General features: G+C 42.2%; 26 protein-coding genes. All 26 read right to left on the bottom strand.

Features of this window, described 5'->3' with window-relative positions; all coding sequences use genetic code 11:
• A partial coding sequence (locus VMW39_05225; GenBank protein ID HUW23412.1) for a bifunctional 5,10-methylenetetrahydrofolate dehydrogenase/5,10-methenyltetrahydrofolate cyclohydrolase occupies positions 1-639 on the bottom strand: 639 nt, incomplete at its 3' end.
• Position 640: 1 nt separating this feature from the next.
• Complete coding sequence (locus VMW39_05220) at positions 641-1,291, bottom strand: cyclodeaminase/cyclohydrolase family protein (GenBank protein ID HUW23411.1); 651 nt, start codon at positions 1,289-1,291, stop codon at positions 641-643.
• A gap of 150 nt (positions 1,292-1,441) precedes the next feature.
• Positions 1,442-2,317 (bottom strand): methylenetetrahydrofolate reductase, encoded by an 876-nt coding sequence (locus tag VMW39_05215; protein ID HUW23410.1) that lies wholly within the window; start codon positions 2,315-2,317, stop codon positions 1,442-1,444.
• Positions 2,318-2,438: 121 nt separating this feature from the next.
• Positions 2,439-3,359, bottom strand: coding sequence for a lipoyl synthase (lipA, locus tag VMW39_05210; protein HUW23409.1), 921 nt, complete (start codon positions 3,357-3,359; stop codon positions 2,439-2,441).
• Positions 3,304-4,005 (bottom strand): lipoyl(octanoyl) transferase LipB, encoded by a 702-nt coding sequence (gene lipB, locus VMW39_05205; protein HUW23408.1) that lies wholly within the window; start codon positions 4,003-4,005, stop codon positions 3,304-3,306. Before lipB ends, lipA begins: the two co-directional genes overlap by 56 nt.
• 14 nt (positions 4,006-4,019) lie before the next feature.
• Entirely contained in the window at positions 4,020-5,441 is a 1,422-nt protein-coding gene (gene lpdA, locus VMW39_05200) for a dihydrolipoyl dehydrogenase (protein ID HUW23407.1), read from the bottom strand.
• Positions 5,442-5,452: 11 nt separating this feature from the next.
• Entirely contained in the window at positions 5,453-6,115 is a 663-nt protein-coding gene (locus VMW39_05195) for a methylenetetrahydrofolate reductase C-terminal domain-containing protein (protein ID HUW23406.1), read from the bottom strand.
• A gap of 101 nt (positions 6,116-6,216) precedes the next feature.
• Positions 6,217-6,447, bottom strand: coding sequence for a lipoyl domain-containing protein (locus tag VMW39_05190; protein HUW23405.1), 231 nt, complete (start codon positions 6,445-6,447; stop codon positions 6,217-6,219).
• Between the two features lie 38 nt (positions 6,448-6,485).
• Positions 6,486-8,183, bottom strand: coding sequence for a formate--tetrahydrofolate ligase (locus tag VMW39_05185; GenBank protein ID HUW23404.1), 1,698 nt, complete (start codon positions 8,181-8,183; stop codon positions 6,486-6,488).
• On the bottom strand, positions 8,173-9,120 hold the full coding sequence (locus VMW39_05180) for a 2-dehydropantoate 2-reductase (GenBank protein HUW23403.1): 948 nt from the start codon (positions 9,118-9,120) through the stop codon (positions 8,173-8,175). Before VMW39_05180 ends, VMW39_05185 begins: the two co-directional genes overlap by 11 nt.
• Before the next feature lie 194 nt (positions 9,121-9,314).
• The gene (locus tag VMW39_05175; protein HUW23402.1) at positions 9,315-9,857 is read right to left on the bottom strand and encodes a flavin reductase family protein; all 543 of its coding nucleotides are present in this window, start codon (positions 9,855-9,857) and stop codon (positions 9,315-9,317) included.
• A gap of 51 nt (positions 9,858-9,908) precedes the next feature.
• Positions 9,909-10,247, bottom strand: a complete 339-nt coding sequence (locus VMW39_05170) for an MTH938/NDUFAF3 family protein (protein ID HUW23401.1) — start codon at positions 10,245-10,247, stop codon at positions 9,909-9,911.
• A 3-nt stretch (positions 10,248-10,250) separates the two neighbouring features.
• Positions 10,251-11,369, bottom strand: a complete 1,119-nt coding sequence (gene wecB / locus VMW39_05165) for a UDP-N-acetylglucosamine 2-epimerase (non-hydrolyzing) (GenBank protein HUW23400.1) — start codon at positions 11,367-11,369, stop codon at positions 10,251-10,253.
• Between the two features lie 94 nt (positions 11,370-11,463).
• Positions 11,464-12,474: an MraY family glycosyltransferase gene (locus VMW39_05160; protein HUW23399.1), complete on the bottom strand. Its 1,011-nt coding sequence runs from the start codon at positions 12,472-12,474 to the stop codon at positions 11,464-11,466.
• A gap of 52 nt (positions 12,475-12,526) precedes the next feature.
• Positions 12,527-13,777: a serine hydroxymethyltransferase gene (gene glyA, locus VMW39_05155; protein ID HUW23398.1), complete on the bottom strand. Its 1,251-nt coding sequence runs from the start codon at positions 13,775-13,777 to the stop codon at positions 12,527-12,529.
• A 70-nt stretch (positions 13,778-13,847) separates the two neighbouring features.
• A complete protein-coding gene (locus VMW39_05150) occupies positions 13,848-14,327 on the bottom strand; it encodes a low molecular weight protein arginine phosphatase (GenBank protein HUW23397.1) in 480 nt (159 codons plus the stop codon).
• A 22-nt stretch (positions 14,328-14,349) separates the two neighbouring features.
• Positions 14,350-14,961 (bottom strand): L-threonylcarbamoyladenylate synthase, encoded by a 612-nt coding sequence (locus tag VMW39_05145; protein ID HUW23396.1) that lies wholly within the window; start codon positions 14,959-14,961, stop codon positions 14,350-14,352.
• A gap of 84 nt (positions 14,962-15,045) precedes the next feature.
• Entirely contained in the window at positions 15,046-16,248 is a 1,203-nt protein-coding gene (gene argJ / locus VMW39_05140) for a bifunctional glutamate N-acetyltransferase/amino-acid acetyltransferase ArgJ (GenBank protein HUW23395.1), read from the bottom strand.
• Between the two features lie 220 nt (positions 16,249-16,468).
• Positions 16,469-17,491, bottom strand: coding sequence for an N-acetyl-gamma-glutamyl-phosphate reductase (gene argC / locus VMW39_05135; protein ID HUW23394.1), 1,023 nt, complete (start codon positions 17,489-17,491; stop codon positions 16,469-16,471).
• A 74-nt stretch (positions 17,492-17,565) separates the two neighbouring features.
• Positions 17,566-18,150 carry a YIP1 family protein gene (locus VMW39_05130; GenBank protein ID HUW23393.1) on the bottom strand — a complete coding sequence of 195 codons (585 nt, stop codon included), beginning with the start codon at positions 18,148-18,150 and terminating at the stop codon, positions 17,566-17,568.
• Positions 18,151-18,170: 20 nt separating this feature from the next.
• Complete coding sequence (gene sppA / locus VMW39_05125; GenBank protein ID HUW23392.1) at positions 18,171-19,097, bottom strand: signal peptide peptidase SppA; 927 nt, start codon at positions 19,095-19,097, stop codon at positions 18,171-18,173.
• A gap of 289 nt (positions 19,098-19,386) precedes the next feature.
• The gene (rpsI, locus tag VMW39_05120) at positions 19,387-19,785 is read right to left on the bottom strand and encodes a 30S ribosomal protein S9 (GenBank protein HUW23391.1); all 399 of its coding nucleotides are present in this window, start codon (positions 19,783-19,785) and stop codon (positions 19,387-19,389) included.
• 33 nt (positions 19,786-19,818) lie between these two features.
• Positions 19,819-20,262 (bottom strand): 50S ribosomal protein L13, encoded by a 444-nt coding sequence (gene rplM / locus VMW39_05115; protein HUW23390.1) that lies wholly within the window; start codon positions 20,260-20,262, stop codon positions 19,819-19,821.
• 129 nt (positions 20,263-20,391) lie between these two features.
• Positions 20,392-20,568, bottom strand: coding sequence for a hypothetical protein (locus tag VMW39_05110; GenBank protein ID HUW23389.1), 177 nt, complete (start codon positions 20,566-20,568; stop codon positions 20,392-20,394).
• A 353-nt stretch (positions 20,569-20,921) separates the two neighbouring features.
• On the bottom strand, positions 20,922-21,575 hold the full coding sequence (locus VMW39_05105; protein HUW23388.1) for a flagellar motor protein MotB: 654 nt from the start codon (positions 21,573-21,575) through the stop codon (positions 20,922-20,924).
• Between the two features lie 31 nt (positions 21,576-21,606).
• Positions 21,607-22,401, bottom strand: coding sequence for a motility protein A (locus VMW39_05100; GenBank protein HUW23387.1), 795 nt, complete (start codon positions 22,399-22,401; stop codon positions 21,607-21,609).
• Between the last annotated feature and the right edge of the window lie 104 nt (positions 22,402-22,505).

Here is a 22,505-nt window from a genome sequence, read left to right as displayed (position 1 = left end):
CACAGCAACAATGAGGATCTCAGCATTTCTGGTATGGGAAGCCAAATCCCTGGTGGCAATATGGCAAACAGTGGGAGTAGCCGACTCCAGAACCGAAGAGAGGAGAAAGAGAGTTATCGGTTTGCCTACAATCTCGCTATGTCCCACAACAGTTACTTCTTTGCCCTTTATATCCACGCCTGTACTCTTTAATAGTTCCATAGCCGCCAGCGCCGTGCAGGGAGCAAGTCTGGGACTTCCATAGACCAGCATACCCACATTGGAAGGGTTCATCCCTTCAACATCTTTCATCGGAGTAATAGCCATCTGTACCCTACGTCCATTTATCTGTTGAGGAAGGGGCATTTCCAGAATAATGCCAGTAACCTTATCGTCTCTATTCAATTTCTCAACGAATTGGAGAAGTTCTTCCTCGCTGGTTGCTTCTGGTAATTCGTGGAGTTGATAATCGATTCCTACTTCTTCGCAACTTTTCCTTTGCCTCTTAACATAGACTCTTGAGGCAGGGTTCTCTCCAACCTGTATTGCTGTCAACAGGGGTGTCACTTTATGTTTCTCTTTCAACTGTCCAACTTCCCTTTTGATATCTTCCTTGAACTTCGCTGCCAGAGATTTACCATCAATTATTTTTCCTGCCACGTTAATTTCCTCCCATATTTTCTATTTTATCTTTCGTCTTTTTTAGTATTTCGTCTTTTATTTTTAGTCTATCCCTCACAAAGGAACCTATAACCTTCTTTTTCTCTTCCACAAAGTCTCTATCTTCGATTACTTTTAAATTAATATTTACATTGAACTCTGCTCCCTTCAAGGCAGCCTCTAATAATCCTGCAGCAACGCCCACATCGCTGACTAGCCTAACATTTCCTATCTCCACAAGCCTTCTTGCCAGGTTCAGTCCCTCCGTACAACAACGCGCTACTTCCATAGGAACAGTTAGTGCATCCTTACAGGCTTTTTCGATTGCCTGGGAACGCACTTTTTTCTCTTGATCAGTTGCACGAGGCAATTTATAAGCACTGGAGACTTTGCCATAGACCCTAATATCTTCATCCACCAACTCAGTCAATCTCTCACGTAAATCTTCGCTTCTGTTTAAAATCTTTTTTATCTCTTCTTCTCTTTGTTTGTATTTTTCCTTTCCCAGAGTAAAATTGGAAACCATGCTCAGAAGCCCCACTCCCAGTGCACCCACCAGAGCCACCACGCTCCCCCCGCCAGGTGCAGGAAGCTTGGCCGCCAAATCATCAACATACTTTTCTAACCGTTCACTTCTATAATCTCCCATCATACCATCCTTGAAATAGTTCTTAAAGGTAGTTTGTGATATGGAGTCCTTGCGAAAGCAAGGTTCCGTTTAATAACCCTCCCTTTCGGGAGGACTCCAGGTTTTTCCACGCAAAGAGATTCCTAAGCGATTGAACAAACTATCTTTTAAATTTCATAGACCGGCTGCCTCTAAAACTTTGGGGACTTTATTTCCCCAGCCAAGAGGCATAATGTGCACGCCCTGACAGAGACCTTTAAGTTCCCTGATTAGCCTTGCGGCAATTTCTATACTCTTCTCTCCTCTTTTCTCTTTCTCTACCTTCTCCATCTCCTCGATAAGCGGGTCGGGAACATATACTCCGCTAACGTTCTTATTCATATATCTTGCCATTCCTGCAGATTTCAAAAGAACAATTCCCGCCAGAACAGGAACGCCAAAACCCTTCACTTTCTTCATAAACTGGGCAAACTTCTCAGGCTCGTAGACTGCCTGGCTCTGGAAGAATTGTGCTCCAGTTTTTATCTTTTTTTCCATTTTTATTATTTGCGGCTCTATAGGATCGGCACCGGGATTTACTACTGCTCCCACAAAGAATTTTGGCGGTTCACCTTCCAACTTGTTCCCTGCCATATCTTCCCCTTCCTGTAATTTTTTGACCGCCTCCAGTAGTTGTACCGAATCGAGGTCGAAAACAGGCTTCGCCGCTGGGTCGTCACCCAATTTGGGATGGTCTCCGGTGAGAATGAGCAGGTTTCTAATTCCTAGAACATAGGCACTCAGAATATCCGACTGCAGAGCAAGGCGATTGCGGTCGCGACAGGTTATTTGAAACACAGGTTCAACACCATTCTCTATCAAAAGACGGCAAGTAGCTAAAGAACCCAACTTCATAACCGAACTCTGTAGGTCAGTTACATTCACAGCTTCTACTTTACCTTTAAAGAATTCAGCTTCAGAAAGGATTTCTCTCATTTCTACACCTTTAGGTGGTCCTATCTCTGAAGTCACTACAAATTTACCTGATTTTAAAGCCTCAGAAAGCACTATTTCCCTCCTTTATAACACATCCTTCCGCTAAAGCGGAAGTTGGAGTAGCAGAGCTTGCTCTGCGTCCACCAATCGCGAAACAAGTTTCGCTACTCCTAACACTTTTTGAAAGCTATGCCATTTATGGCATCAAAAAATGACTCTGACCCCTTTTTCTTTTTCGAATGAATCGACTGGAAAATTCACTTGCTCTATATGAGCTGCGAACAAAGGGTCCTGCTGCCACAAACAGGAATTCCATCTTTTCCGCTACCTTTTTATATTCTTCAAATTCACTCGGAGGAATAAATCTACGAACTTCCAGATGCGAGCTACTCGGTTGTAGATATTGTCCCATAGTGAGAATATCACAATCTATTTTTCTCAAATCTTCCATTACGCCCAAAATCTCCTGCTTTTCCTCTCCTAAGCCGAGCATCAGGCCCGTCTTAGTGTAGATATCAGGCTGCAAAATCTTCACCAACTTAAGCAACTTCAGAGACCTCTCATAAGATGCCCCGGGTCTCACCTTTCGATATAGAGATGGCACTGTCTCTAAGTTATGTGCGATAATGTCAGTCCCCGCCTTTAATACCTGCTTAATCGCTTCTCTACTTCCTGCGAAATCGGGAATAAGCACTTCTATAATTACATCAGGATTTATCGAGTGAACCTCCATAATTGTAGAGAAAAATTGAAAAGCTCCCCTATCTGGCAAATCATCACGGGTAACTGAGGTAATTACTACATGCTTCAAGTCCAATTTCTTCACTGCCTGGGCTATTCTTTTGGGTTCCTTCCGGTCAACTGGTAAAGGGCTCCCTTTAGCCACACTACAGAATTTACAGTTCCTTGTACAGATTTTACCTAAAATCATGAAAGTGGCTGTAGATTCAGCGAAACATTCCCAGAGGTTAGGACAACGGGCTCCTTCACAGACAGTATGCAAATCTAATCTGCTGAGGAGATTTCTCGTCTTATTAACCTCTTCTCCTCCTCCTTTTTTGTCAGAGGGAGCAAGAGACAATCTCTTTACTATCCAGGGGGGAAACCTGCTTACCATTTTCCTCCATTTCCAGATTGAATACTTTTCCAAACTGTTCTATCAACCGGTAACGGAAATCTTTTGGCTCGACTGGCCTGCCCAATATCTCGCTCATAGAAGTCACTGTTCTACTTTCAAATCCACAGGGCCTAATTAATAAAAAATAGGACAGATCAGGATTTATATTGAGACTAAACCCATGGAAAGTGACCCAGCCCTTTATGCCAATTCCTATGGATGCAATCTTTTTCTCCCCTACCCAAACTCCGGTATGGTTCTCAATCCTTTGGCCATATATGCCGTAAACTTTCAATGAACGGATTATTACTTCTTCGAGATTTCTTAGATACCTATGTATATTTTTCCCATAAATTTTTAGGTCGAGAATGGGATATCCTACGAGCTGTCCAGGACAATGGAGAGTAACATCGCCTCCTCTGTCTATTTCAAAAACTCTAATTCCTTTACTTTGCAATAACTCATCGGAAACTAAGATGTTATCCCTTTTACCTCCCCTTCCTATAGTCACCACTGGCTCATGCTCCAGTAGAATCAAAACATCATCGATTCTTCCTTCTCTCCTGAATTTATGGAGTTTCCTCTGTAAATCGTAAGCCTTCTCATAACTAACCAATCCCAGGTATAACACTCTACATTTTCCCATGATTCTCGTTTCCGCTATTTCTTCTTTAAATCTATAGCCTCTCCATGGACATCATGAGCTGCTTCAAATATTGCTTCACTCAAAGTGGGATGGCCGTGAATCATTCTTTCCAAATCCTTAGTGGTAACTTTCGCTTTAATAGCCACGCTGGCCTCAGCTATCAATTCCGTAGCATCCGCACCAACTATATGTACACCCAATATCTCATCAGTTTTTCTATCTGCTACTATCTTCACCAAGCCTATTCTTTCTCCCATAATAGTCGCCCGGGCATTGGCCAGGAAGGGAAATCTTCCTACAGCCATTTCGTAACCCATCTCTTTTGCTCTCTCCTCACTGAGACCAACGCTGGCAACTTCAGGGAGAGAATAGATACAATTGGGAATAACCCTGTAGTCGATTTTCGATTGATTACCCATCGCATTTTCACTAGCCACAATACCCTCAGCTGAAGCGACATGGGCAAGAAGAACCCCTCCCACTACATCTCCAATGGCAAATATTCCTGGAAGATTCGTTTTCATCCTCTCATTTACCAATATTCTTCCCTTTTCCAACCCAATCCCTGTCTTCTCCAGACCCAAACCCTCTGTATAAGGCTTCCTACCTGTAGCAATCAGTACTTTCTGGGCAACTTTTTCCTCTTTTCCTCGGGGAGTCTCTATTATAACTTTCTTTTTGCCATTGTCGGATATTATCTCTTTAACTTTCACTCCTGTATTTATTTCTATTCCAGATTTGACCAGAAGCTTCTTCAGTTGTTCAGATATCTCTCCATCTTCAGTGGGAATAATCCGTGGCAGGAGTTCAACAATTGTCACTTTACTCCCTAAGCTGTTAAATATGGAAGCAAATTCTACTCCAATAACCCCACCTCCCACAATAAGTAGGGAAGAAGGAATTTCTTCCAATTCCAGAGCCTGGTCGCTGGTTATCACATCCTGTTCATCTATGGAGATTCCGGAAATCCGGGCAGGGATAGAACCTGTGGCAATGATTAACTTTTTAGCCATAACTTTTTCTACTGAACCATCATCTTTTTCTATTTCTATCTCAATCGCTTTATCTTTAATTCTCTCAGTTAATCTCCCTTTTCCTTTTATCACTTCAACGCCATAGCTTTTGAATAACTGACCTATACCACTAACAAGTTGTCTTACTATCCTTTCTTTTCTTTTAGATATTGTAGAGAAATCTACACTGACTTCTCCAGAATTGATTCCAAACTCGCCTCCCTTCTTAACTGAATTAAGAAGGCGGGCACTTGCCACAAGCGTCTTTGTGGGGATACAACCTATATTCACACAGGTTCCTCCCAGTTCGCCCTTTTCAATCACTACTACTTTACCGCCCAACTGGGAAGCCCTGATTGCCGCCACATAACCCCCTGGTCCAGCGCCAATTATAGCAATATCATAATTTGCATTTGAGTCCATTCTTTCTCCTCTTAACTACCCAAGGTCAAGGTACGGGGTTTTATAAGTTTCGAATGGTCCTTTGCCGGTTGTATAGCTTTCATTCTATCGAGCTTTCCTCTCTTCTTCAACTCTTCATAAATAAGCGCCCAAGCACAATCGCGTTCAGGATCAACTTCACATTTCCCTTCAGAACTCCCCCCGCAAGGACCATTGAGAAGTCCCTTGGAACAGCGAGTAACAGGACAGATCCCACCAGTTACCTCTAACAGACAATCTCCACAGAGACTACACTTTTCCTCGAAATAGCCTGCCCTTACCACTTCTCCCAGGAAAAGTGTGTTGCATCCCGGATGGACTGGTTTTTCCATCTTTATTCTCTCGGCACTCTCCTTTACAGACTGGACCCCGTTACCGCAAGCCATTACCAAAATGGCGTCACTTGAGGTAATTTTATCTTTATTTGCCTGGAAATTCTTCTTTACCTCAACGCTCTGGCAGGCTGGGTCTATAACTACCCAACCACTCACCTTTTTGCCTTGACTCTCCAATTTATCTTTCATAGCTTTAACTTCTTCTTCGCCACCAACTTTACACACAGTGGCGCACTGTGCACAACCCACAATAAGTATGGACTTTTCGTCTTTTAAAAACGAAAAAATTTCCTCAAATGGTTTCTGTTCCATTATTATCATTTCTTACTCCTTTCTACCAATTCTGGGGACACAATACTTAATTATTGAGGCCCGACCCTGCAATTACGAATTTATGGAATTAAGTATTGTGTCCCCGGAATTCATTCGATAATTCCCAGGACCTGTCCAGATTTTACTACTTCACCTTCACCAGCGGAAATTTTGCTTAAGATTCCAGAAGCGGGGGCTTCAACTTGAAAACTTGCTTTCTCCGTAGTAATCTCTACTAAATCCTCCCCCTTGGTTACTTTGTCTCCCTCCTCGTGATGCCAGAAGGAGATAGTTGCTTCCTTTACCTCTTCACCCATATCTGGCAAAATTATCTCTTTCATCTATTATTCCTCCAATGAGTAGTCTTCCCATTTTTTGCTTAGAACAATCCCACTGTCTTTCCACTCTTATCGATGTCCACTTTGGTGGCAGCTGGGATTGAAGGAAGCCCAGGCATAGTACTCATAGTCCCTAAGAGAGGATAGAGGAATCCAGCTCCTACTGATGCCCGGATATCTCGAACGGGTATCCTGTAATGGCGAGGCACACACTTTAGATTTGGGTCATGAGAAAGAGAAAGATGGGTCTTGGCCATGTTGATGGGCATCTTATTATAACCCAATTCAGTATACAATTTAATCTTCTTTTCGGCAAGAGGAGCATAATCTACCCCGTCTGCTCCATATATTTTTGTAGCTATTGTCTCAATCTTTTCTTTGATAGATGCATCGTCTGGATAGAGGAACTGCATCTGGTGTGGCTTATCCACTGCTGCCACAACTGCTTCAGCCAATTGAATAGCACCTTCGCCACCTTTAGCCCAACAATCTACAGGGGCAGCATCTTCCGCACCAGCTTCCAGAGCCTTTTTCCTTACAAATTCTACCTCTTTATCAGTATCTGAAGTAAATCTATTAATCGCCACTACTGCAGGAAGTCCATGAATGTGGACATTCTCTATATGTTTGGCAAGATTTTCACATCCCTTCTCCAGAGCTTCCATATTCTCCTTGGCCACCAATTTCTCATCTAAGTCCACTCCCGGGCGCACCTCAAACGCTCCACCATGCATTTTCAATGCCCTTATGGAAGCGACTACCACAGCACAATCAACTTTTAAACCACTCTGCCGGCACTTAACGTTGATTAATTTCTCGAAACCACAGTCTGCGCCAAAGCCACTTTCTGTAACTACGTAATCGACTAGTTTAAGAGCTACCATATCAGCGAGTGCCGAGTTATTCCCATGAGCAACATTGGCGAAGGGTCCAGCGTGATTAAGAACAGGTGTATTCTCCGTTGTCTGCACAAGATTGGGCTTAATGGCATCCTTCAACAACACTGTCATTGCTCCCGCAATCTTAAGCTGTTCAGCAGTTACCGGTTTGCCATCATAAGTATAACCCACTACTACCCTACCCAACCTCTTTCTCAAGTCGAAGAGGCCTGTGGCTAGCGCAAGAATAGCCATAGTCTCGGTAGCCACGGTGATATCATAACCTGTTTCCCTTGGATAACCATTAGCCTTACCCCCCAGTCCAATAACTATGTTTCGCAGTGCCCGATCACTGATATCAACGCATCTTCGCCAGGTAATACTGAGAGGATCGATGTTCAATTTATTTCCGTGAAGAATGCTGGCATCTATTGCCGCGGCTAAAAGATTGTGAGCCGATTCTACTGCATGGGCATCTCCAGTAAAATGTAGATTAATGTTCTCCATAGGAAGAACCTGAGAGTAACCTCCTCCAGCGGCACCGCCCTTAATGCCGAACGTGGGACCCTTTGAAGGTTGGCGACAGGTGTTACAGACTTTCTTTCCTATCTTAGCCAAAGCCATCCCCAAACCAAAAGCAGTGACTGTCTTCCCTTCCCCTAAGGGAGTGGGAGTAATCGCAGTTACTGTAATAAATTTACCGTTAGGTCTATCTTTCAATCTCTCCAGGATTTCCAAAGAGACCTTGGCCATATACTTTCCATAAGGCTCAATCTCATCTTCCTTAATGCCCAGAGCCTGAGCGATTTCCACAACGGGCTTCATCTTCGCCCTCTGGGCAATCTCTAAATCACTTAACATATTCTCCCCTCCCTTCTAAAAATTTAACTATCTTCCAAAGAGCCCTATTCAGCGGTGTAGATACTCCTATTTTCTCAGCTTCAGTAACTATTGCACCATTGATAAAATCTACCTCTGTTCTCTTCTTTCTCAATATATCCTGCAGCATAGAAGAAATGTTATCTCTGGAAACCTGACAGGACTCTTCCACTTTCTCAAATACTCTCTGATAAGGTAGTCTGATTCCCTTCTTTAGAGGAACTCGCATAGCTTCTTCGACAATGAGCTTCATTGTCTCTCTCAGACTGGGAGATTCCAGTAACTGGCCATTTCTTACCCTGGTAATAGCTGTTAAAGGATTTATTACTGCATTCACTAATAGTTTACCCCATAGCATACCTTCTATATTATCGGAAATTTCAGTATCTATGCCTGCCTGATTGAAAATATCTGAAATGGACTTAATTCTCTCACTCACCTTGCCACTAATTTCTCCAATGACCGTCTTTTCAAAGGCTGCATGTCTTATCCTTCCCATCTCTAATACAGTAGCACCTTGATAAGTGACACCACCAACCACTCTACCCTTACCCACGATTTTACCCATCCTCTCAATGTTCCCCAGGCCATTTTGCAGGGTAAGCCAGGCTGTCTTACTTCCAGTTAGAGGTAAAGAATTCCTGGTGGCTTGTTCTGTATCATAAGCTTTAACTAAAAGAATAACCAAATCGCAGGAGCCTACGTTGGAAGGGTCTGTTGTTGTCTTTATTTTTATTATTTCCTGTTTAGGTTCCCCGGGCTGAAGGGCTTTACTTGCTTCTATAATCAGTCCTTCTCTATTTATCTTCTCCGCCCTTTCGTTATGATTGTCAATTAGCCAAACATCCTGCCCTGCTCTGGTGAGCATCCCACCAAATAACCCACCCATCGCCCCAGCACCCACAATTCCTATCTTCATTCATTAAACCCAAATCTACCAATTTCCCTGGAAATTTTGTGAAAATTTTCACAAGTTCTTTCTTAAAAAAATAAGCGAAGCTGCCAAACTAAGATTTTATAAAATTAATTTTTGTCCTGTCAAGTAAATAAGAACTAAAGAGTCTAGTGGCCATTGTAAATTAGGAGGGTAAAGAGCTATCGCCCCATTACTACCTATCTTGCCTTTATAATTTTCTCGGGTAGGGTAAATTCATTACCTCCCACATGCGAGAGTGGCCTAGCCTTTAAAGGGTTATACTTCCCTTTTACAAAAAGTCCTCTTTTCACTTCCCCATCCACTACTCTTCCCAGCACAATTATATGGTCCCCAGCTTCATACATTGCTTCCAGCTTACATTCAAACTGAGCCAGCGCTTCAGCCACTTTTGGTGATTTTATCTTTTTCGATTTCTTTTCAGTAAGGTGCGCTTTCTTAATCTCGCTGACTCCTTTAGGAAAATCTTCACCACAGGTCCACAGTTGGTTGAGCATATCCACACCGGGAATATTAACTGCAAAATCTCCCATCTCCTTGATATTGGATATGGTGTGATGGTCAGGGTCTGAGGCAAAGGCAATCATTGGTGGTTCCACTGAAGCAGGCATTACGAAACTAAAAGGTGCGGCATTAGAGACCCCCTGTTTACTTACTGTGGAAATTAGAACCACAGCCCTGGGAACCAATAACTTATACCAGTATGATAGCTCTATTTTCATAATGACCTCCTGAAATTCTGGTCTTACCAGAAAAAAGTACCTGTCCCCTTTTTAGCAAGTTAGGTGGAGGGCAGCGATGGTTTTACCCGAGGGGGAAAGCCGATTGTATTCATCACAAGCTTTTTTAGTAGTATCTACAACTAATTTTATCCCTTTGGAAGTTAGATAACTTTTTACTTCCTTAGGGACTTCCATTAATCCCGAAGCCCCGGTGCCAACAATTAGAATTTCGGGCTTCTCTTCTATAGCTTTCTCAATATCAACTACCTGCAATCGGTGGCCTTCTTTTCTCCACCAATTACCATCAACATGGTCAGGATAGATTATCACATCAGAGATGTACTCTTTTCCATCGACAACTATCCTGCCAAAATCGTAATGTTCTATCATTTTCTATTTCTTAAAATAGTATAGAAGGGCGTTGACTATTCTTGTGGATGCGTTTCCATCGCCATAGGGGTTAACCGATTTAGCCATCCTGTTATACATGGTTCTATTATCGAGTAACTTACAGGTTTCTGTAAATATTCTCTCTTTAGATAAGCCAATGACTTTTACCGTACCAGCCTTTACACCTTCCGGCCTTTCAGTAACTTCTCTCAACACTAACACGGGCTTACCTAAAGAGGGTGCCTCCTCTTGCAGCCCGCCAGAATCGGTTAACACTAAGAAGCATTTATTCATCAGATTTATGAAATCGAGATAATCTAATGGTTTAATAAGATGGATGCGAGGAGAGTTTTTCAGTATTTTATAGACAACATTCTTCACATTAGGGTTGAGATGGACTGGATAGACAATTTCCAAATCGTCGTATTTTTTAATGAGCTTTTTAATGCTTAAACAGATATTCTCTAATGGAATTCCCCAATTTTCTCTGCGGTGAGCAGTAACTAAGATTATTCTTTTTTTATTGAAGTCGATTTTTTTCAACAGAGAGTTCCTGAACCGATGCGGCTTCTTCAGGGCTAAATAGAGGGCATCGATCACAGTATTTCCAGTTACGAAAATGGACTCTTTCTTTATGTTCTCTTTAAGAAGGTTCCTTTTTGCCGTGGGAGTGGGAGCGAAGTGGAAATCGCACAAGGCATCTGTGAGAAGTCTGTTTACCTCTTCAGGATAGGGATTGAATCTATCATAAGAACGGAGTCCTGCCTCAATATGACCAACGGGGACTTTTTGATAAAAAGAAGCCAACGCAGCTGCAAAAGTTGTCGTGGTATCTCCCTGGACAAGAATAAAATCTGGATTCTCTCTATTAATTACTTTTCTCAATCTGGAAAGCACACTGGTAGTGATATAATAAAGGCTCTGAGATTCTTGCATTATATTTAAATCGTAATCGGATTGGAGATTAAACAGCCTCAGGACCTGGTCGAGCATCTGTCTGTGTTGAGCGGTAAGTACCACGACGGTTTTGAATAAATCTTTCTTCTTTTGTAATTCCTTCAATACAGGCGCCATCTTAATGGCTTCAGGTCTTGTGCCAAAGATACAAATTATCTTTTTCATATAATAATCCAGGGACAAGCCCTTGGGCGACCATAAAGGTCACCCCTACGCGACCAAAATCATTACGGGCATAAAGCCCTACACTACCTTTTCTTTAAAGGATAGTCAAAAGAATTGCACCCAACCCTAATACCCCAGAGATTCCATACATTAAAAGAACCGTCCTTCTCTGGCCCCACCCATAGTCCAATAGGCGATGGTGGAGGTGTTCTCTGTCGGCCTGGAGAAGAGGCTTTCTCTTCTTCAACCGTCGAAGAATAGTGAGGAAAGTGTCCAATAAAGGAAGACCTATTACCATAATGGGAACTAATAGAGCAATTGCAGCCACAGTTTTCAATGTTCCCATTATTGTAATCGCCCCCAGGATAAATCCCAGAAACATACTGCCAGTGTCACCCATAAATATTTTTGCTGGATGAAAATTGTAGAGAAGAAACCCACTTGTGCTTCCCACCAAAGCTAGAGCCATAATAGCCACCAGTTCCAGCCTGTTAGTAATTGCTACATTGCTCTGCTTATCGATTTGAAAAAGAGCGATAACAAAAAAGGTTATTGAAGCAATTACCACTACACCTGCGGCTAATCCATCGAGTCCATCGATCAAATTGACGGAGTTAATGAAAGTAACTGTCCAAATAATTGTAATTATGAAACTTAAGTATAACGAGAATTCAAGATATGTCTTACCAAAGGGATTGTTTATTCCCACTATTCTTATTCCATACCAGAGTAGAACTACGCCTGCAATAACCTGGCCGAGTAATTTAATGGTCGCCTTGAGTCCTTTCTTATCGTCAATTAACCCTAAAATAGTGATAATTGTTGCTCCCAGAAATATTCCCAATAAATACTTTTGAACCAGAAAATGGTGGGAGCGGAGTAGAAGACGAAAGGCATCATTGAAAAGAAAAATTAATGCTATGGAACCACTAAAGGCAAGATAGATTGCCAACCCACCCCAGGAGGGAATTAGTCTACGGTGGACTTTGCGCTCGTCGGGCCTATCCATTACCCCGAACTTTCTCGCCAGGAGAGGGATGAAAGGCGTTACCACTAAAGAAATTAGTCCTGAAAGGAGAAAGACAAGAATATAAGAGGTAAGCATTTAATTTCTACCAGGAATGAAAAAATTAATCTTGCTATGGACTGTCCAGTTATTACTCTTTCAGTCTCTTCTTGTATAAGGGAAATTTTCTGGTTAGTTTACGTACTTCCTTTTTCAAACTGGCAAGATAGTCCTCATCATAACGATGCTCAAGGGCATCTGATATCAGCGCGGCAGTTTTCTCCATATCTTCTTCCTTCATCCCCCTGGTGGTCAGGGCCGGTGTCCCTAAACGAATTCCACTGGTCACAAAGGGTTTCTCCGGATCGTGGGGAATACTATTCTTATTAACCGTAATACCCGCCTTATCTAAAACCTCTTCAGCCACATCCCCGGTCAATCTCTTGTTTCTCAGGTCTACCAGCATCAAGTGTGTATCTGTACCTCCAGAAACAATCTTGAATCCCTTCCTTATCAATCCTTCAGCCAGCGCCCTGGCATTTTTCACTATTTGAGCCTGATATCTTTTAAATCCGGGCGTAAGCGCCTCCTTAAAGGCCACAGCTTTGGCAGCAATAACATGCATGAGAGGACCTCCCTGTATTCCAGGAAAGATATTTCTGTCTATAACCGAAGCATATCTCTTCTTACACATCACCATTCCACCTCTTGGTCCGCGAAGCGTCTTATGCGTTGTAGTGGTTACAAAGTCAGCATAAGGAATGGGAGAAGGGTGCAGGTCAGCAGCGATCAGTCCAGCTATATGGGCAATATCAGCCATCAAAAAAGCACCCACCCTGTCGCAGACCTCTCGAAACTTCTCAAAATCTATAATCCTGGAATAGGCGGAGGCCCCAGCAACAATCAATTTTGGCTTATGTTTGATGGCCAGGCTTTTCATCTCCCGGTAATCTATGCGTCCTGTTTTTTTAGATACACTTATGGGCACAGTCTTAAAATATTTGCCAGAGAAACTCGTAGGATGACCATGGGAGAGGTGTCCTCCATGCGACAAGTGCATCCCCATAATTGTATCCCCTATGCCAAGAACGGCAAAGTAGACTGCCATATTTGCCTGGGTTCCGGAATGAGCCTGAACGTTAACGTGGTCAGCACCAAACAACTTTTTGGCACGCTCAATGGCCAAAGATTCAACCACATCGTAATATTCACATCCCCCGTAGAATCTATGGCTGGGATAGCCCTCCGCATACTTATTGGTCATCACTGACCCTTGAGCTTCCAGAACTGCTTCAGAGACAAAGTTTTCAGAAGCAATCAATTCCAGATTCTCTGCCTGCCTCTTAGTTTCCATATAGATTGCTTTGTAAACTTTGGAATCTAATCGTTTCAAGCTTGACATTTCTTTCTCCTCGAAATTATTTAAGTATCGTCAAAAACCTGCTGCTCCAATCCACGCAGGTTAAAACCTGCTACTCCAATCTTTTACTCCAATCTTCTTTGATTTTCTTCAGTATTTTCAACAAACATCCCTTAATCTCCTGCAGTCGGCTTCGATAGGCCTCTTCGGGCTGACCAATAGGATCGGGAATATCTAAATTCTTTTTTTCACCAGCAAACTCTTTTAATAAAAACACTCTGTTTTTTACTTCTGGAGCCATCTCCAGAATAGCCTCTTTGTGTCTTTTCTCCATCACCAGAATCAGGTTGGCATCTTTAACTATTTGTGGAGTAACTCGAGTAGGCTTGTGGTTTGAAATCTCAATATCTTCTTCTTTTAATACTTTTTCCAGCACACCATAAATAGCAAAGGAAGGGAGAGCAGCAATTCCCGCAGAACTCACTTTCACGTCCTTTATCCCTTCTTCCCTTAGCATATTCTTGAATAGTCCTTGTGCCATCACGCTGCGACAGGTATTACCAGTACAAACAAAAAGGATTTTCTTATACACCTTAGCTTTTACCTTTTACCTTTTACCTTTTACCTTTTATCCTCTCTCTCAGTTCCTTCTCTTTTATGCATCCTTCCCTGATTACCTGGAAAGGATGATTAATCACATTCAGGACAGTAGAGACCCTTCCCCGGGGAGCCTTGCCACCATCGATACACAAATCGGCCTCTTTTAAGAGTTGACTTTCCACTGCTTTAAGTGTCACATTCTCTTTCTTCCCGGAAAGATTGGCGCTGGTTGCCGCTAATGGTCCGGCACCTCTAATCAGCCCCAGAGCTATTCTATGGTCTGGCATTCTCAAAGCAATTGTCTTATACTTTTTTGAAGGAAAGACTAAAGTCAGAGGACCTGGCCAGAAATCCCTTACCAGTTTCTTCGCTTCATTGGATAACTTATTAGTGAACTTTCTTATGTCCTTTTTGAAGCCAATCAGGAAGACTAAAGGTTTCTTTCCAGACCTCTTCTTTATCCGGTAAATTTTCCTCAATGTTTTAGGAAAGCAAATGCTTGCCCCCAGCCCGTAAACAGTGTCTGTGGGAAAAATTACCAAACCTCCCCTTCTCAATACACGAACAGCCTCTCTAATTCTTTTTCTTTCGGGCTTCTGGTAATTAATCTTAATTATCTTTGCCATTGGAGTAGCGAAATTTGTTTCGCGATAATAACGCAGAGCAAGCTCTGCTACTCCATTTTAAAGCAGAACCTTGCTCTCAAGCTATTATGTGGTGTAACATGAATTGATTTTTACGTAATCGGGAGTCAAATCGCAGGTATAGACTTTAGCCCCACCTCTTCCCTGTTTCAAATCTATCACTATTTCTATTTCTTTCTTCTCTAATATCCGGTTAGCCTTTCTTTCAGAATAAGATGCCGGCTCGCCATTTCTGGCCACTTGCAATTTACCAAAATAGATATCTATTCTTTGGGGGTTAATTCTTATTCCCGAGGAGCCAATTGCTGCCATCAACCTTCCCCAATTCGGATCAGAACCGTATAAGGCTGTCTTAACCAAAGAAGAGCTGGCGATATGCCTGGCTATCTTTTTTGCACTTACAGCGGTCTCTGCATTCTTAACTACTATACTGACCAATTTTGTTGCTCCCTCTCCATCCCGGGCAATCAACTCCGCCAGCCCTAACATCACCCCATTGAGATTATTCTGAAACCTCAAAAAATCCTGATTTGCACCATTTATCGGCCTATTCCCTGCTCGACCATTGGCCAGGATGAAAACAGAATCGTTGGTGCTTGTATCACCGTCGATAGTAAGGGAGTTAAACGATCTTTCAGCCGCCCTCATCAACGACCTTTGTAACAAGCTCTTGTGGATATTTATGTCAGTAATTATAAAACAGAGAAGAGTGGCCAGGTCAGGATGAATCATTCCTGCGCCTTTGGCTAATCCACAGATGGCTACTCTCTTACGATTCTGAGTCAAAAATTGCCTGCTGATTATTTTGGGAGTAGTATCGGTGGTCATAATTGCTTCAGCAAAAAACTCAGGCTTAGAAGGGCTTCCCACAGTTTCGGCTATCTTCCTAATTCCTTGTTTAACTCGACTCATAGGCAGGAATCGACCAATTACTCCTGTGGAGGCAAGTAGAACATCTTCCTTTTTTATACCCAGTTGACAAGCCAAATCATAAGCCATCATTTCCGCATCTTCCATTCCCCTGTTTCCAGTGCAGGCATTTGCACCACCCGAATTGACCAGAATCGCCTGCGCCCGACCATTCCTCAGATGTCTTTTAGAGATTATGACCGGAGCTGCCCTCACTCTATTTTTAGTGAACAGCCCAGTTGCCACACAGGGAATTTCCGAATGGATGAGAGCTATATCTCTTTTTTTTCTATTTGCTATCCCTGAATTAATTCCATTTAGAAAAAAACCTTGGGGGAGAAATAATCTGCTCGTTTTCATGTAGTTAGTCCCGAGCTTCCGTCACCCTAAAGGGCGACCGACCAATATGTTGGAGTCCTTGCGAAAGCAAGGTTATTCCTCCCTTTCGGGAGGACTCCAAAGCATATACCAATCTGGTCGGGCACTCTTTAGAGTGCCGACTCAGTCACCCTAAAAGGCGACCGACTTAAGACCCGCCTGCGCTGGACGAGCCAAGGTCAGGTTACCACTTTCCGCCTTTCTAAAGTAATCCTTCTGTTTCTTTAAATCCAGACATTAAGTTCATATTTTGTACAGCCTGTCCAGAAGCGCCTTTAACCAAATTATCTATCGTCGTAATAATAATTATCCGATTAGTACGTTTATCAACCATAAGACCTATCTCACAGAAATTAGTCTCCACGATGTTCCTTACCTCGGGAAAAGTGGCTTTTGGTAAAATCTTCACAAACGGTGCTTTTCTATAGTATTTTTTATAAACAGTCCATATTCTGTCGAGTGAAACTTTCCCCTCGAAGTTAAGATAGATTGTGGATAGAATCCCACGGTCCATAGGAACTAAATGGGGAGTAAAGGAAATAGTTATCTTTTCTTTAGAAATCTTTGATAACTCCTGTTCTATTTCGGGAATGTGTCGGTGTTTCCCCACATTATAGGCGGTGAGATTTTCGTGGCACTCACTGAAATGGTAAGCGCTATCCAATCTCCTCCCTGCGCCGGATATTCCTGATTTAGCATCGGCAATTATAGAATTTCCATCGCCTAATCCATGAGCCAGAAGAGGAGCAACCCCTAAAATTACCCCCGTGGGATAGCAACCGGGATTTGCTACGAGAGAGGATTTCTTTATCTCTTCTTTATAAATTTCTGGTAATCCATAAACTGCTCTTTGGAGAAGCCGGGGATAAGAATGTTCCAGCCCATACCATCTCTTATACAGGGATTTGTCCTTTAATCTATAGTCGGCTGAGAGGTCTATAACTTTTTTCCCTTTTTTCAAAAATTCTGCTACCGGTTTCTGAGATTTACCGTGGGGAAGGGCAAGAAAGATAAGGTCTGAATCCTCGGCGACCTTATCAATATTCAATTTCTCAAACCTCTTATCTATAAAACCGGCCCGCCCTTTGTGCAGCTCTGAAACTCTCTTTCCCTTGTAGGTCTCGGAAGTCAGGTGAGCAATTTTCACCTGGGGATGTTTAAAGAGAATCTTTATTAATTCCCTTCCTGTATAACCACTGGCTCCCACAATACTCACTGTTATCATTGAACTTCCTCCAATTCTTAAGGAGTGCCTATTTCTCTCTCACACCCCAAATGCAACATTGGAAGTCTTTCTCTTCATAAAGGAAGAGAAAGTATTGTTAAAAGAATACAACCCAGAGGGAGAAATATACAAAGTACCGTAAACAGGATAATTGGTGTCAAAAGTATCAGCAGGGCTTCAAAAGTGGCAGAAGAATAGACTTCCCTAATAGCAGCCAGCGCAAGGAAAAAACACCACAGGAAGAGAGCAATGGTAAAAAAGGACTGAAAGAAAATTCTCCCTCCACCCAATCCTTCTACTATCAAAGATAGTGGACTAACAAAAACAAAGGGAAATATTGCCAATCCCAGAGTAATGAAAAGGTCGATTACGCTGCCCCTTTTTCCCCATACTTCAGCAAAGAAATGGAGAATTCCCACATTAACTACCCAGAAGAGGGTGAGGAGAATCATAACCAGAAAGAGATTGGAAAATAAGGCGACCCTCCCCACTCTAGTGAAGCTGGAAACAAACAAAGCGGCTCCGGTAGCAATGCTAATTCCTGACAAAATAACAACCGCTACCAGAAAAATCCATGGTTTATCTTCTCTGGCTCGATTAAGCCCTCTTCCTGGATGGGCAATTAAATCGTAGAGGAGCGCTAAATAGTTGTTTTCCATATTTCTCTCGGAATGGGGATCTATTGGAGGATATATTCTAATCTTATGGAATTTTCGTTCATTAAATCTTGCAGAGGATTTGTCATAAAGTGACTGGAAAAAATACCAAGAATTCCGGGAAATGGCTTGGGCAACTCAATGACCTTTGGTTCGCCAGGAATGCCAGCAAGTTTACCTGCAAGTCTTACAGCATCTTGAAAATTACCAATTTCATCAATTAGCCCCAAATTTTTTGCTTGCCGTCCGGTAAACACCTGACCTTGAGCAAGCTTCTCTGCTTTACTTTTCCTAAGGTTCCTGCCTTCAATTACTACCTGGAGAAATTGGTCGTAGGCATCATCTATCACTCCCTGAAGCAGTCTTTTCTCTTCCGCTGTCATTTCCCGGGATAGAGAACCGATGTCCTTATGTTTTCCTCTTTTTATAACCTCAACTTTAATTCCTATCTTACGAAACAACTCCTCCATATTACCAAGACTCATGAGTACCCCTATACTTCCGGTAATGGTTCCCGGATTGGCTACAATTTTATCTGCAGCACAAGCAATATAGTATGCCCCGGAGGCGCCTACATCGCCCATGGAGACAATAACTTTCTTTCCTTTTTCTTTTAGCCTAATTACTTCCTCATAAATTTCCTGAACCGCACCGATGCTTCCGCCAGGACTATTAATTCTTAAGACCACTGCTTTTATAGTGGTAATTTTACCTATCTTTCTCAACTCACTGGCAATACTATCGGCTCCGGGCAAGAAGCGAGCCCATCCTGATGTACGTCGAGAAATAGATATTGGTCCGTAAAGATAGACCACTGCTACTTCCTTTTTTCTGGTCAGAATTCGAGTTTTTCCTTCAACAGTCTTTTCTCCAATAAGATATATGCCCATTACAATAGAAACAATAGATAAGAAAAGAATAACTACGATGATTAAATTTTCCTTTTTCACATTTTTCTCCCATATTGACTTTAATTTTTTTAAATTATATTCTAATTATCCAAATTTGTCAAATTATATTTCCTGTAGGGGTTCGATTTAGATACTGTTGAAAAACCCCTGACTGGTAGTCGGGCTCGTCCCCGAGCCCGACAGAAACTCTGGGTCAGAGACGACCCAGAGTACCTATTTTGAGTATCTTAACCTAATTTCCTGCTTTCAAGCAGGTTTTTCTCAAAAAAAAGCGGAAGCAATAAGCTTATTGCTTCCGCAAATTTAACTCTATCCTTACAAAACGAGTTTATCTCTTGGAGAATTGGAACTTTTTTCTTGCTTTTGGCTGTCCAGGTTTTTTTCGCTCGACCATACGGGGATCGCGCGTCAACAATCCCTCTTTTCTCAAAGTGACCCTTGTCTGTTCGTCAACCTTAGCCAGTGCACGTGAAATTCCATGCCTTATTGCCCCTGCTTGACCATTCTTGCCTCCACCAGAAACATTTGCCGAAATATCGAATTTATTCAGTAAATTCGTTACTTTTAGAGGTTCTATACTGAATTCCTTTAGACGAGGTAAACCAAAAAAGTATTTATCCAGAGGTAATCTGTTGATTATGACCTTCCCATTACCAGATCTCAATATAACCCTGGCAATCGCTGTCTTTCTTCTGCCTAAGCCCCAAATCTCTGTCACTTTAGCCATATAGTTTCTCCATTAACTTATAAAGTAAAAAATTTAATGTGTTTTCTTTTCGATTTTTATTATCTGAGGTTTCTGTGCTCCGTGTGGATGTTCGCTGCCTCTATATATTTTTAATTTAGTAATCAACCTATCACTGAGTTTATTCGACGGCAACATTCCTTTGACAGCTAATCTAATTGCCTTTTCTGGATTTTCTGCCATCAATTTATCGTATCGGGTAAATCTGGTCCCGCCTGAATAACCAGAATGGGTAAAATGGAATTTCTGTTCCAATTTTTTTCCAGTCAGTAAAACCTTCCCGGCATTAATAATAATCACATAATCACCTATATCCACATGGGGAGAGAAAATCGGTTTACCCTTGCCCCTTAATAACTCTGCTACTTTTGTTGCCAATCTCCCCAAGACCAGATCAGAGGCATCAATTAAACACCATTTCTTTTCAATATTTTCCTTTTTGGGCACAAAAGTCTTCACTTTAACCACCATTCCGAAAAAACCGCCCCCATCCAGAAAGAAACTAACCCCTCTATTTAAAAACTTTCTGGATGGGGGGTCTGTTCAGACCAAAAATTGACAAACTATCAAAAGATGTTAAATTGCTTTCTATTCTTTTTTTGAAGGATAAAGCTCAAGCGCTATCGCCAAAACCAAACAATAGCCCGCAAAGAATAGGAAGGTGCGGGGTGCTACCACTAATGTCCCTGGAATGAGTCGGGTAATAATTCCCAATACCAGGCTGGCCAAGCTCACCACGATCGAGAGAGTAATCCGTGTTTTCATCTCTTACCCCCCTTTAACGCAGACTTTGCCTTTTCCACTTCCCCATGTCTGCGAAACTTTATAAGAAATTAGCAAAAAAGAGCTTTTTTGTCAACTCTTTTTTAAGAGATCTCTGAAAAAGTCTTGTCTTTGGTCTGTCATTGCGGGCCCGAAGGGCGTGGTAATCTCCTGCCCAATTACGAGATTGCTTCAGGACTTCGTCCTTCGCAATGACACTTTGGTGAGATTGCCACGTCCCGATTTTCAACGGGGAACAAGGAAAAAGTGGCAAAACGAATGTTAATATAAATGAGAGAAAGGAACGGTAGGACGGCAAAAAGGGAAGATAGTGAAACTATGGCGAGGTTTGCTTGCTAAAAAATTTTCTTAACGCCTTCTGGACGTTTAAGCCTGGTGCCAATCCTCTGCACCACAATATCTACTCTTCGATTCATTGCTTTGTGTTCTTCAGTATCGTTATCCACAACAGGCTGATACTCTCCGTATCCTGCAGAGGATATCCGTTTTGGAGGAAAATTTAGTGTCTCCAGCAGATAGCGGGTCACATTCGTAGCCCTGGCTGTAGATAGTTCCCAGTTAGTGGGAAATTTGCTCCTCAATTCCGGACCAATGGGGACGTTATCAGTGTGCCCTTCAACCCGCACATTATTTGGCACATCGCCAATCTCTTTAGTAATGTCTTTTAAGATGTATTTCGCTTCTTGGTGAATTTCAGCTCTTCCACTATCGAACATTAATTTTTCGCGGAGAGAAATTACCAATCCTTTCTCATCTATTTTTAGACCAATATAGCCTTCTAACCGGTTTTCCGTAACGTATGTTTCCAGCTTCTTCTTTAACTTTATCAATTGCATTTCGTTCATAGCACTGGCTAAAGCAAACATCATAACGAAAAATATCAAAAGCTGGGTCATTAAATCTGAATAAGTCAGCATCCATGCGGGTGAGGACTTTCCTATTTTTATTTCGCTATCTACTCGCCTGGGAACACCTGGCAGAATAGCCATTATCTCTCTCCTGAAAAATAAGTTAGGCGGTTTATTCTATGGATGTGCTCTTTTTCTCCACTGTCTTTTTCCTCAATTGCGGAGCCAGGTAGGCTTTCAATTTGGCTTCCATAACGCTGGGAATCTCCCCTGCCTGCAAGGAGAGAACTCCCCTAATAATAACTTCCTTGATAAATATCTCATCTTCACTGCGACGCTTCAATTTCCCGGCAACGGGCAAGAAGAAAAGATAGCCAGCCACCGCACCATAAAAAGTGGTTAACAGGGCTACCGCCATACCACCGGCAATCTGGCTCTGGTCTTCAATGCGTGCAAGCATCATAATCAGCCCCATAATTGTTCCGACCATCCCAAAGGCAGGACAGTAAGTGCCCAGAGTTAAGAAAATTTCCTGTCCTATACGGTGCCTCTCACGAATGAATGTTATCTCTGTTTCTAACTCAGCGCGGATTCTCTCCTGATCGGCGCCGTCAACAACTAATTGCACACCTCTTTTTAGAAACTCATTATTGACCTTATTTAATTCTTTCTCAAGTTCCAATATCCCTTGCTTATGAGCTATCTTGGTAAAATATATAAACTGATTGATTAATTTAGCAGGGTATTCTTCTCTCTCAGTTAAAACTTTCTTGGCAATTTTAAAAACTCCCAGGACCTGCTTCATTGGATAATTGACTAATGTGGCAGCAAATGCACCCCCAAAAGTAATAAACATCGAAGATACATCAAAGAAGCCTTTTAATCCCACCCCTCCCATTCTCATAATGATGGCAACAACAATTAAGCTAATTCCACTTATCACTCCTAAAATAGTGGTAATATCCATCTCTCCTCCTATTGTGGTTTGTCTTTCTCCCCTTATCCTTTATTCTTTTTCCTGCTTCTTTTCTGATTTACCAAGCGCCGGTATTCTATAACCTTTTCAATGAC

The sequence above is a fragment of the bacterium genome, from assembly GCA_035530055.1.
GTDB lineage: Bacteria > UBA6262 > WVXT01 > WVXT01 > WVXT01 > WVXT01.
The sequence above is the reverse complement of the archived record's forward strand: the minus strand, read 5'-3'. Positions and strand labels throughout refer to the sequence as shown.